Annotated in this window: 13 protein-coding genes; 8 read left to right on the forward strand and 5 right to left on the reverse strand. The window is 73.6% G+C overall.

The features are described 5' to 3' along the window. The first annotated feature begins 129 nt into the window (after positions 1–129). Both FB157_RS48445 and FB157_RS16725 read left to right on the forward strand, forming a co-directional pair. The gene (locus FB157_RS48445; protein WP_261386345.1) at positions 130–252 is read left to right on the forward strand and encodes a hypothetical protein; all 123 of its coding nucleotides are present in this window, start codon (positions 130–132) and stop codon (positions 250–252) included. Positions 253–371: 119 nt separating this feature from the next. Beyond that, the gene (locus tag FB157_RS16725; RefSeq protein WP_145880471.1) at positions 372–1,574 is read left to right on the forward strand and encodes a GDSL-type esterase/lipase family protein; all 1,203 of its coding nucleotides are present in this window, start codon (positions 372–374) and stop codon (positions 1,572–1,574) included. Between the two features lie 4 nt (positions 1,575–1,578). On the opposite strand, the gene FB157_RS16730 is transcribed toward FB157_RS16725, so the two are convergent. Both FB157_RS16730 and FB157_RS16735 read right to left on the reverse strand, forming a co-directional pair. Beyond that, entirely contained in the window at positions 1,579–2,061 is a 483-nt protein-coding gene (locus FB157_RS16730) for a DUF456 domain-containing protein (RefSeq protein ID WP_145880473.1), read from the reverse strand. Positions 2,062–2,097: 36 nt separating this feature from the next. Next, positions 2,098–3,087: a LuxR family transcriptional regulator gene (locus FB157_RS16735; RefSeq protein ID WP_145880475.1), complete on the reverse strand. Its 990-nt coding sequence runs from the start codon at positions 3,085–3,087 to the stop codon at positions 2,098–2,100. Positions 3,088–3,550: 463 nt separating this feature from the next. Between FB157_RS16735 and FB157_RS16740 the strand changes: the two genes are divergently transcribed. The 3 genes from FB157_RS16740 to FB157_RS16750 all read left to right on the forward strand — a co-directional run bounded on the left by FB157_RS16740 (position 3,551) and on the right by FB157_RS16750 (position 8,062). Then, positions 3,551–5,458 (forward strand): protein phosphatase 2C domain-containing protein, encoded by a 1,908-nt coding sequence (locus FB157_RS16740; RefSeq protein WP_145880477.1) that lies wholly within the window; start codon positions 3,551–3,553, stop codon positions 5,456–5,458. A gap of 69 nt (positions 5,459–5,527) precedes the next feature. Further along, entirely contained in the window at positions 5,528–7,270 is a 1,743-nt protein-coding gene (locus tag FB157_RS16745) for a pyruvate dehydrogenase (protein ID WP_145880478.1), read from the forward strand. Between the two features lie 336 nt (positions 7,271–7,606). Beyond that, positions 7,607–8,062: an ATP-binding protein gene (locus FB157_RS16750; protein WP_145880480.1), complete on the forward strand. Its 456-nt coding sequence runs from the start codon at positions 7,607–7,609 to the stop codon at positions 8,060–8,062. A gap of 85 nt (positions 8,063–8,147) precedes the next feature. Here the strand turns inward: FB157_RS16750 and FB157_RS16755 are convergent, their stop codons facing one another. Continuing rightward, positions 8,148–9,191 carry a DUF2637 domain-containing protein gene (locus FB157_RS16755; protein WP_145880481.1) on the reverse strand — a complete coding sequence of 348 codons (1,044 nt, stop codon included), beginning with the start codon at positions 9,189–9,191 and terminating at the stop codon, positions 8,148–8,150. Between the two features lie 443 nt (positions 9,192–9,634). Here FB157_RS16755 and FB157_RS16760 point away from each other — a divergent pair, with 443 nt between their 5' ends. Beyond that, complete coding sequence (locus FB157_RS16760; protein ID WP_145880483.1) at positions 9,635–10,390, forward strand: GntR family transcriptional regulator; 756 nt, start codon at positions 9,635–9,637, stop codon at positions 10,388–10,390. 175 nt (positions 10,391–10,565) lie between these two features. Here the strand turns inward: FB157_RS16760 and FB157_RS16765 are convergent, their stop codons facing one another. Continuing rightward, complete coding sequence (locus tag FB157_RS16765; RefSeq protein ID WP_186581545.1) at positions 10,566–11,333, reverse strand: hypothetical protein; 768 nt, start codon at positions 11,331–11,333, stop codon at positions 10,566–10,568. 166 nt (positions 11,334–11,499) lie between these two features. Then, positions 11,500–13,173 (reverse strand): PucR family transcriptional regulator ligand-binding domain-containing protein, encoded by a 1,674-nt coding sequence (locus tag FB157_RS16770; RefSeq protein ID WP_145880486.1) that lies wholly within the window; start codon positions 13,171–13,173, stop codon positions 11,500–11,502. A 343-nt stretch (positions 13,174–13,516) separates the two neighbouring features. Here FB157_RS16770 and FB157_RS16780 point away from each other — a divergent pair, with 343 nt between their 5' ends. Then, on the forward strand, positions 13,517–14,410 hold the full coding sequence (locus FB157_RS16780) for a xanthine dehydrogenase family protein subunit M (RefSeq protein WP_145880489.1): 894 nt from the start codon (positions 13,517–13,519) through the stop codon (positions 14,408–14,410). Further along, entirely contained in the window at positions 14,410–14,991 is a 582-nt protein-coding gene (locus FB157_RS16785) for a (2Fe-2S)-binding protein (RefSeq protein WP_145880491.1), read from the forward strand. The genes FB157_RS16780 and FB157_RS16785 overlap by 1 nt, the downstream gene beginning before the upstream one ends. Position 14,992 lies beyond the last annotated feature (1 nt).

A 14,992-nucleotide genomic window follows, 5' to 3' on the forward strand; every position in this document is an offset into this window, starting at 1 on the left:
AAGACCTCCGTGTGGTGCGTTCCTAGACAGCTCCACCACACCGGAGGTCTTCGCCATGATCAAGACCCAGTGTCAACAACGCTCGTGATCAATACACCTAGGCCCCGCAGAGCGCGAGGACCAGGGCCCGTGCACCCCTCGGCTGCGGCGGCCACCAGGGCGGGCACGGCCCTCGCCGCGCACCTCTCCGTCCCCTTCCACTCCGCGAGCCCCGGCACGCCGGACGACCAGGCGCCGCGCCCGCGGCCCTGAGCGTCCGCCGTGCCTGACGCCGTACGCCGAGCGGGTGGACCGGCGCGGATGTTCCGGCGCCCCGGGGCGGGCGTGTGGGACGGTCGCCCTCGACGGGCACGGGAAGAGGGGGCGCAGGCATGGGCAGGTTCGGACGGGTCCTCACGGTGCTTCTGCTCGCCGTGCTGCCGGGCACGACGGCGACGGCCGCCGCCCGGCCCACGACACCGGTGTGGACCGGCAGTTGGGAGACGGCCCCCTCCGGAACCACATCGGCGCTGCCCGGGGCCGCCGTCCGCAACGTCGTCCACCTCAGCGTCGGCGGCACGGCCCTGCGGATCCGCCTCAGCAACCGGCTCGGCACCGAGCCCCTGCAACTCGGCGCGGTCACGGTCGCGCTGCGCCGGGGCGCCGGCCCCGACGCCGTTCCGGGCAGCCTGCGCACCGCCACCTTCGGCGGCGCCCCGACGGCCGTCGTCCCGGCGGGACAGGACCTGGTCACCGACCCGGTCCGGCTGCCCGTACCGGATGCCGCCGACCTGCTGGTCACCGTGCTCACCCCGGTCGACTCCGGTCCGGCCACCTACCACCGCACCGCCCTGCAGACCAGCTACCTCGCCCCCACCGGCGCAGGCCACGCGGCCGACGAGAACGGGTCCGCGTACACCACGCCCATCGCCTACTGGTACTACGTCACCGGCGTCGACGTCCTCGGCACCGGCGCCGGCAGCGTCGTCGCCTTCGGTGACTCCCTGACCGACGGCACCGGCTCCACCACCGACACCAACCGGCGCTGGCCCGACGGGCTCGCCCGGCACCTGCGCGGCGACCGGCTCGGCGTCCTCAACGCCGGCCTCGCCGGCAACCGCCTGCTGCTCGACGGCGTCGGACCGAGCGCCCTGGCCCGCCTGGACGCCGACGCCCTGGACCGGGCCGGGGTACGGGCCCTGATCGTGTTCGAGGGCATCAACGACATCAAGGGCACCCCCGAGGCGAACGACCCCGCCGCCTTCGCCGCCGCGTACCGCACCCTCGTCGCCCGCGCCCACGCCCGCGGCGTCCGGACCGTCGGCGTCACCCTCACCCCCTTCGGGGGCTACTCCGCGTACACGCCGGCCCGCGAGGCCGTACGGCAGCAGGTCAACGCGTTCATCCGCACCGGCGGCGCCTTCGACGCGGTCGCCGACGCCGACGCCGCCGTACGCGACCCGGCCGCCCCCGAGCGCATCCTGCCCGGCTACGACCCCGGCGACCACCTGCACTTCAACGACGCGGGCATGAGCGCGGTCGCCGACACCGTGAGCGGCGCCCTGGCCGTCAGCGCAAAGGCCGCCGCCGGCTGACCGGTCAGCCCCACAGCACCGCGCCCAGCCATGCCCCCGCGATCAGCAGACACGCGAACAGTTCGGCGAGCACGCTGGAGCCGCCCGAGCGCATCGTCGTGCGCAGCGCGGCCATCGCCTCGCCGTGCCGCCCGAGCCGCAGCCGCTCGTGCAGGTAGATCCCGGCCATGAAGCCCGGCACCGCGCCCACCACCGGGATCAGGAAGAAGCCCAGGAGCGCGCCGGCACCGGCGTACACCGCCATGCGGGGGGTGGCGCCGCTCGCGCGCAGTCGGCGCGGCGGCAGCGCCCAGCGCACCACCAGCGACAGCAACAGCACTCCGGTGGCCCCCACCAGAACGCCCCAGGCCACCGGCTGCGGGTCCTGCAGCGCCCACCACAGGACGGCGGCCCACACCAGCCACGACCCCGGCACCCCGGGCACCAGCACTCCGCACAGGCCGACCACCAGCACCACGCCGACCAGCAGGAGTTCCCACGCTCCCATCTGCCCAGAGTGCCGGAGGACGGCAGAACCCGCAGGTCACCGGGAGCCTTCGCGGGACACCCAGCCGCGCTCGTAGACCTGCCAGCCCAGCTGCAGCCGGGTCGTCACACCGGTCAGCTCCATCAGCCGCTTCACCCGGCGCTGTACGGTCCTCAGACCCAGGCCGAGCTGTTTGGCCACGCTCGCGTCGGTCAGCCCGGCGAGCAGCAGCGACAGCACCTCCAGGTCGGTGGCGTCCGGGCCGTCCGGCTGCTGCTCGGTCACCCCGGAAGCGCCCAGCCTGAGCGGCAGCGCCTCGCGCCACACCGACTCGAACAGCCCGGCCAGCAGCTCCAGCAGACCGCTCGCGTGCACCACCAGCGCGGCCGGTCCGGCCGTCCGCGAGGTCAGCGGCACCATGGCGAGCGCGCGGTCCGCGATCACCAGCTTGGTCGGCACCCGGTCCACCACCCGGACCTGCTCGTCCCGGCCGAGCGCGGCAGTCAGCTCGGTGAGCCCGTGCGGCAGGTCCAGCACCGCACGCTCCACCACCACCCGGTAGCGGACCCCGCGCCCGGCCGCCTGCTCCTCCGCGTCGTTCTCCGTACCGGAGACCACCACCGGATTGCCGGTCACCAGCGCGCACACCTCCTCGGCGGCGCCCAGCTGGAGCTGCAGGAAGCGCTGGGCGACCGCCGAGGCGCCGGTCACCACCTCCACCAGGTCGTGCACCTCCGGCTCGGCCGCCGCCGCCCGGTACTCCTCGGCCAGCAGCGCCGCCGTCAGCTCCGCCTTCTCCAGCTCGTGCCGCTGCTGGGTGAGCAGGGCCCCCAGCGCCACCCCGGGCGGGGCCGCCACCCAGCGGCCCGGCCGCGCGGGGGACTGGGCCGCGAGGCCGTGCCGCTCCAGCCGGCGCAGCGCGCGCTCGGTGTCCGGCTCGGCCAGCGACAGGCGCCGGGCCAGATCGGCCACCTCGGCGGCGCCCGCGGACACCAGTGCCCGGTACGCCGACTCGTGCGTCTCGTCCAGGCCTATCGCTGCCAGCATCGGCCCACGTCCCTCCCCTGAGAACCAGCCGTCCGCGCCGTACGGCCTGGCGGAAAACGGCCACGGCGCAAACCCGCCGCCGCCCATCATCGCCGTACCTCAGGTGACTCTGCCAAGGTGGGGGCACCGAGGGACGCGGACCCGTGCGCAGTTCACGGCTGCGTCCCAGGAAACCAAGCCACAATCAGGCCATTCGGCCGGCGCGCCCTCGGCGGCCCGGTCGTCCAGGACGGTGATCCGGGCCCGCGCGTGCGCCGGCGCACGAGGGGATGCGGGGCCGGGTCACTTCCGATGTCGCCGGGCGGCCCTCCCGTGGGGGGTGGGGTCGCCCGGCGGCCATCAACCTCCGTTCCTCGCACGGCTGTTCGCCCTGTCCCTCGACATGCCGTTCGAGACGGCCAGGTGCGACGGATTTTCCTGATGCCCCGTTTTCATCCGGCCCGTGCGGTGGACAATCAGGGGCATGAGCCAGCAGGGGGGTAGGCCCACCCGTCACGAGGACGACTGGTGGGGGCAGCTGTACGACGACTCCACGGAGGACACGGGCCCCACGGCCGCACCCGACTCCCTGGACGACCGCTTCGCCTCGGCGAAGGACACGGTGGCGGGGCGGCCGGCCGGGACGACGGGGCACACCGGTGGGACGACACCTCGGACACCGGGGCAGGAGCCGCCGCGCGAGCCCGCGGTGCCACTGCAGCGAGCCGCGTCGCCCCCGACGACCGCGGCACCCCCGGACACCGTCCCGACCGGCGCACCACCCGGACAACGCGCCTCCTGGGAGCCCCCGCCCGCCGATCCCGCGCCACCGGAGACCTTCCCGTCGCTGACGGGTGGCACCGGGAGCCCGGCGGAGACGGGGAGCAGGCGGGCCCGGAAGACCGAACCCGAGGCGCCCGGGACCTGGCCGCCCGTGTCGGGCCGCGCGGACGGAAAGACGGAGGCGGCGCCCGCACCGGCCGACGCGACCGGGCGTGAGGCGTCGGAGGCCTGGTCGTCCTCGGCGGGTGGTACGGGGGGTCGGGGCGAGGCGGCGTCCGCACCGGCCGACGCGACCGGGCGTGAGGCGTCGGAGGCCTGGTCGTCCTCGGCGGGTGGTACGGGGGATCGAGGGAATGCGGCGCGCGCGTCGGGCCGGAGCGCCGGATCCGACGTGCCCGGAGCCACGCCGCCCGGGGCGGGGCGCCCGGGCCGGCGGGCGGAGCAGGCGCCCGCATCCGTTCCCGAACCCCGATCGGCCCTTGGCGGCCGGTCCACCGTTCCGCCCGAGCGGCCCCCCGCCCCCGAGGCGTCCGAGCGATCCGAGGGGGCCCGGGCCCCCGGTGGTGCCTTCGCGAGTCCGCCCCCGGTGGCCACCCAGCTCGACCTCGCCGCCACCTCCGCTCCACCACCACCGCCCTCCGCCCTCGACTACGTCGGATCCGGGCCCCCCACCTACGACCCGGAGCCCACCGCGCTCCCCGCCGCCGAACCGGACGAACTCGGTGACCTGGTCGCCGACACCGTGCTGGACGGTGCCCGGTACGGGGCCTGGACGTTGCGGGCCGTGTCGTTGCGCGGGGACTCGGCGCGGTACCGGGGGGAGCCACGGCGGGACGCGATGCTCACCGCGCGGTTCGGGGCGGGGGAGCAGGCACTGGTGCTGGTCGCGATGGCGACCGGCGCGCGGGCCACGCCGGGTGCGCACCTGGCCGCGGCCGAGGCGTGCTGGCTGATCGGGCGGGCCGTGGGCCGCAGCCATCAGCGGCTGGTCGACGACATCCGGGCCGCCCGCCGCGGCGATCTGAAGTCGGGGCTGCACCGGCTGACCGACCGCAGTCTGGGCAAGCTGCGCGCCAGCGCCGTCGAGCAGGATCTGGACCCCGGGGAGTACGCGGCGAGCATGCGCTGTCTGCTGCTGCCCGCCGACCCCGACTGCCGTACCCGGGTGTTCTTCGGTGCCGGAGAAGGGGGCCTGTTCCGGCTGCGGGACGGCGAGTGGCAGGACATCGAGCCGCGGGTGTCACCCGCCGACACCACCGGCGAACCCGTCCTCGGCTTCGGCTCCCCGCCGGCCGAGACCCCCGAGGGCGACCGTCTCACCATGGACCTCGGCATCCCGACCCCGCCGAGCCCGTACGAGCCGGCGCCCGAGCCGCCGCGCGAACCCTTCCGGTTCCGGGCCTCGGTAGCCCGGCCGGGTGACGTGCTGGTGATGGGTACCGGCGGGCTCGCCGACCCGCTGCGCGGCGAGCCCGCCTTCTGCGCCTACCTGGCCCGCCGCTGGTCCGGCCGCACCCCGCCCGGCCTCGCCGCGTTCCTCGCGGACACCCAGGTGCGGGTGAAGGGCTACTCCGACGACCGCACGGCGGCGGCCGTTTGGGAGGCGTAACCGCGGCCCCTGTGGATTGATGGAACGGGAGGGGCGGATCCCGGGACATCGAAGGGGCTGACGAGAGCCATGGCCAAGCAGAACGTCGCCGAGCAGTTCGTCGACATCCTGGTCCGCGCCGGCGTACGCCGCCTCTACGGCGTCGTCGGCGACAGCCTCAACCCGGTCGTCGACGCCGTCCGCCGCAACTCCGCCATCGACTGGATCCACGTACGCCACGAGGAGACCGCCGCCTTCGCGGCGGGCGCCGAGGCCCAGATCACCGGCAGCCTGGCCGCCTGCGCAGGCTCCTGCGGCCCGGGCAACCTGCACCTCATCAACGGCCTGTACGACGCCCACCGCTCCATGGCCCCGGTGCTCGCCCTCGCCTCGCACATCCCCTCCAGCGAGATCGGCCTCGGCTACTTCCAGGAGACCCACCCGGACCGGCTCTTCCAGGAGTGCAGCCACTACAGCGAACTGATCTCCAACCCCCGGCAGATGCCCCGGCTGCTGCAGACAGCCATCCAGCACGCGATCGGCCGGAGCGGGGTGAGCGTGCTGTCCCTGCCCGGCGACATCGCCGCCGAACCCGCCCCGGACAAGGCCCTGCAGAGCGCCCTCGTCACCTCCCGGCCCACGGTCCGGCCCAGCGACACCGAGATCGACAAGCTCGTGGAGATGATCGACGCGGCCGGCAAGGTCACCCTCTTCTGCGGCAGCGGCACGGCCGGCGCGCACACCGAGGTCATGCGGTTCGCGGAGCGCGTCAAGTCGCCCGTGGGGCACGCCCTGCGAGGCAAGGAGTGGATCCAGTACGACAACCCGTACGACGTCGGCATGAGCGGTCTGCTCGGCTACGGCGCCGCCTACGAGGCCACCCACGAGTGCGACCTGCTGATCCTGCTCGGCACCGACTTCCCGTACAACGCCTTCCTGCCGGACGACGTGCGGATCGCGCAGATCGACGTGCGCCCCGAGGTGCTCGGCCGCCGCTCCCGGCTCGACCTCGCCGTGTGGGGCGATGTCCGCGAGACCCTGCGCTGTCTTCTCCCACGGGTGCGGGAGAAGACCGACCGGCGCTTCCTCGACAAGATGCTGAAGAAGCACGCCGACGCGCTGGAGGGCGTGGTCAAGGCGTACACGCGGAAGGTCGAGAAGCACGTCCCGATCCACCCCGAGTACGTGGCCGCCGTGCTGGACGAAGTCGCCGACGACGACGCCGTGTTCACCGTCGACACGGGCATGTGCAACGTGTGGGCCGCCCGCTACATCTCGCCCAACGGCCGCCGTCGGATCATCGGCTCCTTCTCGCACGGCTCGATGGCGAACGCGCTGCCCATGGCGATCGGCGCCCAGTTCACCGACCGGCGCCGGCAGGTCGTCTCCATGTCCGGGGACGGCGGATTCGCCATGCTGATGGGTGACTTCCTCACGCTCGTGCAGCACGACCTGCCGGTCAAGGTCGTGCTGTTCAACAACTCCTCGCTCTCCATGGTCGAGTTGGAGATGCTGGTCGCGGGCCTGCCCTCGTACGGCACCGGCAACACCAACCCCGACTTCGCCGCGGTGGCCCGCGCCTGCGGTGCCCACGGGGTGCGGGTGGAGAAGCCCAAACAGCTCGCCGGCGCGCTGAAGGACGCTTTCCGCCACAAGGGCCCGGCCCTGGTGGACATCGTCACCGATCCCAACGCCCTGTCGATCCCGCCGAAGATCAGCGCCGAGATGGTCACCGGGTTCGCGCTCTCCGCATCGAAGATCGTGCTCGACGGCGGGGTCGGCCGCATGCTCCAGATGGCCCGCTCCAATCTGCGGAACGTCCCCAGGCCCTGAGCGCCCGTGCGGGCCGACCGGAGCGATGGTTTCCGGCCAGTTTCGTGCCGGGTGACGGCCCGCCGGCCTCCGCTGCCGGACGGCCGGGCCCTGCCGCGATGGGGCGCGCGTGACGCCGTACGGCGGGCTTGGCGGGTCCGGCGCGGGTGCGGGGGTGCCGCAGGGCCGGCCGGGCTGCCGTACGGGGGTGGCCGAACAGACGGCCGTCGGCGGACCGCCATGCGTGCCCACAGGAGCGTTGGGCATGGATTGCCGTGTACGTGTTCGATCAGGAGGGGCAGGTCCGGCAACGTGCAGGCGGGGGTCATGAAGAGGCAGGCACGAGGAGGCGGTCCCGTGGCCATCGGGGCCTCCTCGGCGAAGGCGGGGGAAGAGACCGAGACCGACACCATCACGGAACGGGCGCACCGGCCCCAGCTCAGGCGCAGGCTGGTGCGGGCGGACCTCAGGGCGGTGGCCGAGGCCCGACGGGAGCTGCGCGAGCTGCTGCGGCACTGGGGCAGGCCCGGCCGCACGGAGGTGGCGGAACTGCTGACCAGTGAACTCGTCACCAACGCGCTCGTGCACACCGACGACGACGCCGTGCTGACCGCCGTCGTCTCACCGCGCGGACTGCGCGTCGAGGTAAGGGACTTCGTGGCCCGCAGGCCGCACCTGCGCGCGCCGGACACCGGCGACGACACCCACGGCCGGGGCCTGGTCCTGGTGCAGTCCCTCGCGGACGCCTGGGGCGTACGGCCGCACGCGGTGGGCAAGTCGGTGTGGTTCGAACTCGGCGCCGAGGCCGCCTGAGAGGGACCGGAGACGGGAACGGGACGGGGGGCGTGACCCGCGCGGTCACGCCCCCCGTCCCGTGATGAGCCGAAGCCCTGGAGTCCTAGCCGAACTGCTGCTCGAGGTCCTTCAGCTTGCGTTCGAGCGAGTCCAGGCGCGGCAGGGCCATGGTGTCGTCCTCCGCCGTGAGGTCCACCGTGAGCGGCTCAGTGGCCTTGCGAACCGGCTGAAGGGACGGCCGAGAGCGTACGGGCAGCTGCTCCGGGGTCGATATGGCAGGCTCCGCGGTCGCCGACGCGGGCTCGCGCTCCAGCGCCTGGATCTCCACCTGCCGGCCGGCGGTGCGGCCGACGAAGCCGCGGTGCCCCCGGCTGATCGCCTTGAGCTGGGCGCGCTCCACCCGCTGCTGGTCGCGTCGGCGCTGCCGCGCCTGCTCCTTCTGCCGGGTGTCCTCGCGGACCTCCTCGACGGCCTCGTCAAGACTGCGCACGCCTTCGAGCAGCATGAGCGACCAGGCCTTGTAGGTCTCGCGGGGGGCCCGCAGCCAGCGCACGATGCGGATCTGCGGCAGCGGACGCGGCACCAGGCCCTGCTCGCGCAGCGCGGCCCGGCGGGTCTGCTTCAGCGCGCGGTCGAACAGGACGGCCGCGGACAGCGACATGCCGGAGAAGAACTGCGGCGCGCCGTCGTGCCCCACACCCCGGGGCGCGTGCACCCAGTTGAACCACGCGGCGGCCGCTGCGAACATCCATACGAGTATCCGGGAGCCGAGCGCCGCGTCACCGTGGCTGGCCTCGCGCACCGCGAGGACGGAGCAGAACATCGCCGCACCGTCCAGGCCGAACGGCACCAGGTACTGCCAGCCGCCGGTCAGGCCCAGGTTCTGCTCGCCGAAGCCGACCAGGCCGTGGAAGGAAAGCGCGGCCGCGACCGCCGCACAGCAGAAAAGAAGCACGTAGGAGGCCGTGCCGTAGATGGCCTCCTTGCGCCTGCGGCGCTCCTCGCTGCGCTCCCACGAGTCGTCCGCGCTCGCGTTCTCCCCGGAGGAGCGCTTGCCGCGCGCGAGCACCGCCACAGCCGCCAGCATGCCCAGGAGCAGTACGGCGCCCGGAAGCAGCCAGTTCAGCGATATGTCGGTCAATCTCATCAGGGGTCCCTTGCATTGGGATAGGGCGTAACGCCCGCCATAGTGGCCCACTCCCGACGGCCCTCAGGGGGTTTCGGGGCAAGAGGCCGCCAAGGAAGTGCAAGGGGATGCCAAGGGCGGCGTTCTGCTCGAACTGCCGCTTGAGGGGCGGGAGTTGAGTTCGAATAAGACTACCCGTACGGATGGTTCCCCGGAAAGTTCCCGAGGCGGGTGAGGAAGTTGTGAATTACCTGTCCGGAGGCGGACGGCCGGAGTGCGACGATCCTAGTGGACCTTGGAAGCTGCTCCGGACCTCCTTCGGCGGGGGCCAGGCCGAATAGGCAAGGCTAACCTTATCTGCCCTGGGGGAGTTTGAACTGTCGCCTTGTGCGCCTATGGTGCTTGACGGACAAGTAACAACCCGCCGTTAATGACCCGAGTGCCGACAGCCGGAGGAGGACCCCGTGAAGCAGGGTGTGCAGGGCTCCCCCCGGGTGCCTGCGCAGCAGCGCGCGGTGGACGCGGACGTGGACGTGACCCGGGAACGGGGTGCCACCCTGCCGGGCGCGCGGGGCGAGCACACGCACTGCGAGCGGCCGGTCCCGCAGCCGCGGGCCGTCGTGCAGCGCTCCTCGGTGCGCGGGCAGATCCTGGACGCGCTGCGTACGGCGCTGGTCGCGGGCGAGCTGAAGCCCGGCGAGGTCTACTCCGCACCGGTCCTCGGCGAACGCTTCGGGGTGTCGGCGACGCCCGTACGGGAGGCCATGCAGCAGCTCGCGCTGGAGGGCGCCGTCGAGGTCGTGCCCAACCGTGGCTTCCGGGTCGTCGAGCGGGGTGCGCGCGAGCTGGCCGAGCTGGCCGAGGTGCGGGCGCTGATCGAGGTGCCGGTGATGCTGCGACTGGCCCGCGCCGTCCCGGCCGAGCGGTGGGCCGACCTGCGCCCCCTCGCGGAGGAGACGGTACGCGCGGCGTCCTCCGGCTGCGTGGCGACGTACGCGGAGTCCGACCGGGCCTTTCACCGGGCCGTCCTGTCCCTGGCGGGCAACGAGCAGCTGGTCCAGATCGCGGAGGACCTGCACCGGCGGTCGCAGGTACGGAACGGCAGGGCGGACCTGGTGGCGGACGCGGCGCAGCACGCTGCGCTGCTCGACGCGTTGATCGCTCGGGATCTCGATGTCGTGCGCGTGCTGGTGGGGGAGCACTTCGCCGGCGCGAGCTGAGCGGGGATCCGCCGTCGGTACGGGTCGTCTGCCGGGTGCGGCCCGGTGGGGGCTGTTCGCGCAGTTCCCCGCGCCCCTTGAGCACCTTGCACCGACCTGCCTGAAGGGGCGCGGGGAACCGCGCGGCAAGCCACAACGGACCCGCACCCGGCAGACGACCCGCACGAGCCCGCCGCTAGGCCGTCGCGGCCCCCGGAGCCGGCGGCGTCAGCTGGCGCGCCAGCCACGTGGGTACACCCCCGAGCAGCCGGAACAGTCGCCCGGCCTCCTCCCGCAGCCGTGAGGCCTCCGGCTCGGACTCCGCGTCAGCCAACGACGCCAGCGCAGGGGCCGTACCCACCAGATAGCCCAACTCCTCGCGGATGCGCAGCGATTCGGCGAAGCCGTGCCGAGCCTCCGCCAACTCGCCGTCCCGCAGCGCGAGTCCGGCCAGGTGGCGCCAGGTGAAGGACAGGAGCAGCGGGTCGGCATGCGCCGTCGCGCCCGCGTGGGCCCGGCGGTACGCGGCGCGGGCGGCCTGCGGGGAGCGGGCGAGGTTCTCGGCCAGCAGGCCCCGGCGGAAGTCCAGCAGGGCCCGGCCCACGGCCCCCGGAGGGATCAGCGCGGCCGCCCGGCCCAGCGCGGCCCGGGCCTCGTCCGCCCGGTCCCGTACCCCGTGCAGCGTGGCCGCGTAGGCGAGCTGGCCGCGTTCGCACGCGGCCGCCCCCCGCTCCTCGTCGGTGTGCGCCTGCGCCTCGGCCGTACGGAGGGCGTCCTCCGCCTCCTCCCAGCCCCGCTCGGTGTACAGGCACCGTTCGACCAGCAGCGCGGCCCGCTGGAGGGTCGCGGCCGGTGTGTCCGCCGGGAGCAGTGCCGCCGCATCGGCCCAGCAGGCCCGCGAGCGCAACCGCCATACCGCGGTCTGGAGAGGATCGTCACCGGCGGTCGTTCCGTTACCAGACATGGCGGAATGCGCCACGTTGCCCTCCCCGAGCACGCCATCGAGCTGTTGAGTGGTGGCGGCATTCCAGCACCAATGACGGGGCCGGGCCAAGAGGATGGGTGAAAGATTTCACAAAGTGGCGGGGCATTGGCGTGAGTTGGTTTGACCGCGCCGCGCCCGCCCGACCTCAGCTCATGCGCAGCGCCAGGAAGAAGTCCAGCTTGTCCTCGAGGCGCGACAGGTCCCGTCCCGTCAACTGCTCGATGCGGCCCACCCGGTAGCGCAGCGTGTTGACGTGCAGGTGGAGGCGGGTGGCGCAACGGGTCCAGGAGCCGTCGCACTCCAGGAACGCCTCCAGGGTCGGGATCAGCTCGGCGCGGTGGCGGCGGTCGTAGTCCTTCAGGGGGTCCAGCAGACGTGCCGTGAAGGCGCGGCGGACGTCGTCCGGGACGAACGGGAGGAGGAGCACGTGGGAGGCCAGCTCCTGGTGGCCGGCGGCACAGACCCGGCCGGGGCGGGCCGCGGCCACCCGGCGGGCGTGCCGGGCCTCCTCCAGGGCGCCGCGCAGCCCCTCGGCCGAGTGCACGGCGGCGCTGACGCCGAGCGTGAGCCGCCCGTCGTCGTTCAGACCCGCCGACAGCGGCTCCCGCACCGACTGCAGCAGCGCGTCGGCGAGCAGACCGGTCTCCGAGCCGTCGTGCTCGACGGAGACCGCGGGGAGGGGGACCAGCGCGATCGCCTCGTCGCCGGTGTGCGCGACGGCGATGCGGTCCAGCGGCTCCGGGCCCGTGGCCGTGGGGTCCACCAGGACCTCCTCCAGCAGCGACTGGGCCACCGGGCCGCCCTCGACCGCGTCGTCCGCCCACTCCACACGGGCCACCACGACCTGCCAGTGCGGGGCCGCCCCGAGTCCGGGCAGCAGCACGGGTGCCGCCACCCGCAGGCGCGCGGCGATCTCGGCGGGCGCGGCGCCCGTCTGCACCAGCTCCAGCACCTCCTGGGCGAGCCGGCGCCGGACCGTGCGCGCCGCGTCCCGGCGGTCCCGTTCGACGGCGATCAGCTGGGTGACGCCCTGGAGCAGGTCGAGGCGCTCTTCCGGCCAGTCCCCGGCGTCCGCCTCGACGGCCAGCAGCCAGTCGGACAGGACCGTCTCGCGCACGTCGCGGGCCGCCTGCGGGGAACGCCCGGAGGAGCGGATCGGGAACAGGGAGTAGCGGGTCCCGCCCAGCACCAGCCGGTGCGGTCCGCGGCGGCCGGTGCGGGCGGCGGCCAGGTGCTCGGCGGCCAGCTTGGCGCAGGTCTCCGGCGGCAGCTCCGAGCCCGAGACCTTCGAGCCCGCGATCAGCCGGCCGGTGGGGGAGAGCACCCACGCGCGCAGGTCCAGGTCGGAGCCGAGCAGATCGAGGACCACGTCCGGGCCGCCGCCGGCCGGGCCGGAGGTCATCATCCGGCGGTGCCGGTCGACCACGGCCGCCAGGTCCCCGGCCCGCTCGCCGGAGACCTGCCGCACGACGTGCTCGGTGATCGTCGCGAACGCCACCGACTCGTGCACCGCGAACAGCGGCAGCCGGTGCCGGACGCAGGCCAGCACCAGGTCCTCCGGCACATCGCCGAGCTCCGCCTCGCCGGCCGCGAGGGCCGCCACCCCGGCCTGCACCAGGATGCGCACGAAGGGTTCGGAGTCGTCGGCGTCCCGACGCCAGGCCAGGCCCGTCAGCACCAGCTCGCCGCCGGAGAGGTAGCGGCTCGGGTCGCGCAGGTCGGTGGTCATGACTCCGCGTACCGAGCGGTCCAGCTCGTCCTCGCCGCCGAGCAGCCGCAGGCCCAGCGCATCGGTGTCCAGAAGTGCGCGCAGCCGCATCTCGTCGCCGCCGTTCTTTGTCTCGAAACCTACGATGAATCTTGGATGGGTGACGGGGAGGGGACCCGACGCGGGGCGCGCAGGCCGTTCTCCGGGGTCGTCGGGCCGTGTCCTGCGTTTCCCGAGGAAAACGGAGAGGTTGCCGATGACCTCCGTTCATACGAATCTACAAGATGCCCGCCGTGGCCAGCCAACTCCTTCATGTTTTCGGTGACTGACCGGGTCGGAGTACGGAGCGGTGTACTGAGTCCACTCCGCGTTAACAGGACATGAACGAGCCGGGCCCGCCGCACACGGATTGGCTCAATACGTACGACCCACGAGACGAAGAAGAGAGCCGGTCATGGACTTCCTTCGCCCCGCCAGCTGGGAGGAGGCGCTCGCCGCGAAGGCCGAGCACCCCACCGCTGTGCCGATTGCGGGTGGCACCGATGTGATGGTCGAGATCAACTTCGACCACCGCCGGCCCGAGTACCTGCTCGACCTGAACCGCATCGGCGACCTCACCGAGTGGGAGGCGGGCGAGGGCACCGTACGGCTGGGTGCCTCCGTCCCGTACACCAGGATCATGGAGAACCTCCGTGCCGAGCTGCCGGGCCTCGCGCTCGCCTCGCACACGGTCGCCTCCCCGCAGATCCGCAACCGCGGCGGCGTCGGCGGCAACCTCGGCACGGCCTCGCCCGCCGGTGACGCGCACCCGGCCCTCCTCGCGGCCGGCGCCGACGTCGAGGTCGAATCGGCGGCCCGCGGCACCCGCCTCATCCCGATCGACGAGTTCTACACCGGCGTCAAGCGCAACGCGCTCCAGCCCGACGAGCTGATCCGCGCCGTCCACATCAAGAAGGCGGACGGCCCGCAGCAGTACTCCAAGGTCGGCACCCGCAACGCCATGGTCATCGCGGTGTGCGCCTTCGGTCTCGCCCTGCACCCCGAGACCCGCACGGTCCGGACCGGCATCGGCTCCGCCGCCCCGACCCCCGTGCGGGCCAAGGCCGCCGAGGACTTCCTGAACGCGGCTCTCGAGGAGGGCGGCTTCTGGGACAACGGAAAGATCATCACCCCGTCGGTCGCCAAGCAGTTCGCGGACCTGTGCTCGGCCGCCTGCAACCCGATCGACGACGTCCGGGGCACCGCGAGCTACCGCCGCCACGCGGTCGGCGTCATGGCCCGCCGGACGCTCACCTGGACCTGGGAGTCGTACCGCGGCGCCCGCCGCACCACCGAGGGAGCTGCGTAATGCGCGTCAACTTCACCGTCAACGGACGCCCCCAGGAAGCCGACGACGTCTGGGAGGGCGAGAGCCTGCTCTACGTCCTGCGCGAGCGCCTCGGCCTGCCCGGCTCCAAGAACGCCTGCGAGCAGGGCGAGTGCGGATCCTGCACCGTCCGCCTGGACGGCGTCCCGGTCTGTTCCTGCCTGGTCGCGGCCGGCCAGGCCGAGGGCCGCGAGGTCGTGACCGTCGAGGGCCTCGCGGACTACGCCAAGCAGCGTGCCGAGGGCGGCTGCGCGACCGGCGCCTGCGGCACCTCGCTCGACGCGGCGAAGGGCTGGCAGGCCAGGGGCACCGACTCGCAGACCGGCGAGGGCGCCGAACTGTCCCCGATCCAGCAGGCGTTCATCGACGCCGGCGCCGTCCAGTGCGGCTTCTGCACCCCGGGTCTGCTGGTCGCCGCCGACGAGATGCTGGAGAACAACCCGAACCCGTCCGACGCGGACATCCGCGAGGCGCTGTCGGGCAACCTGTGCCGCTGCACGGGCTACGAGAAGATCATGGACGCGGTCCGTCTGGCGGCTGCCCGCCAGTCCGAGGGGGTCTGAC

This window comes from Streptomyces sp. BK340 (assembly GCF_007827595.1).
Lineage (GTDB): Bacteria > Actinomycetota > Actinomycetes > Streptomycetales > Streptomycetaceae > Streptomyces.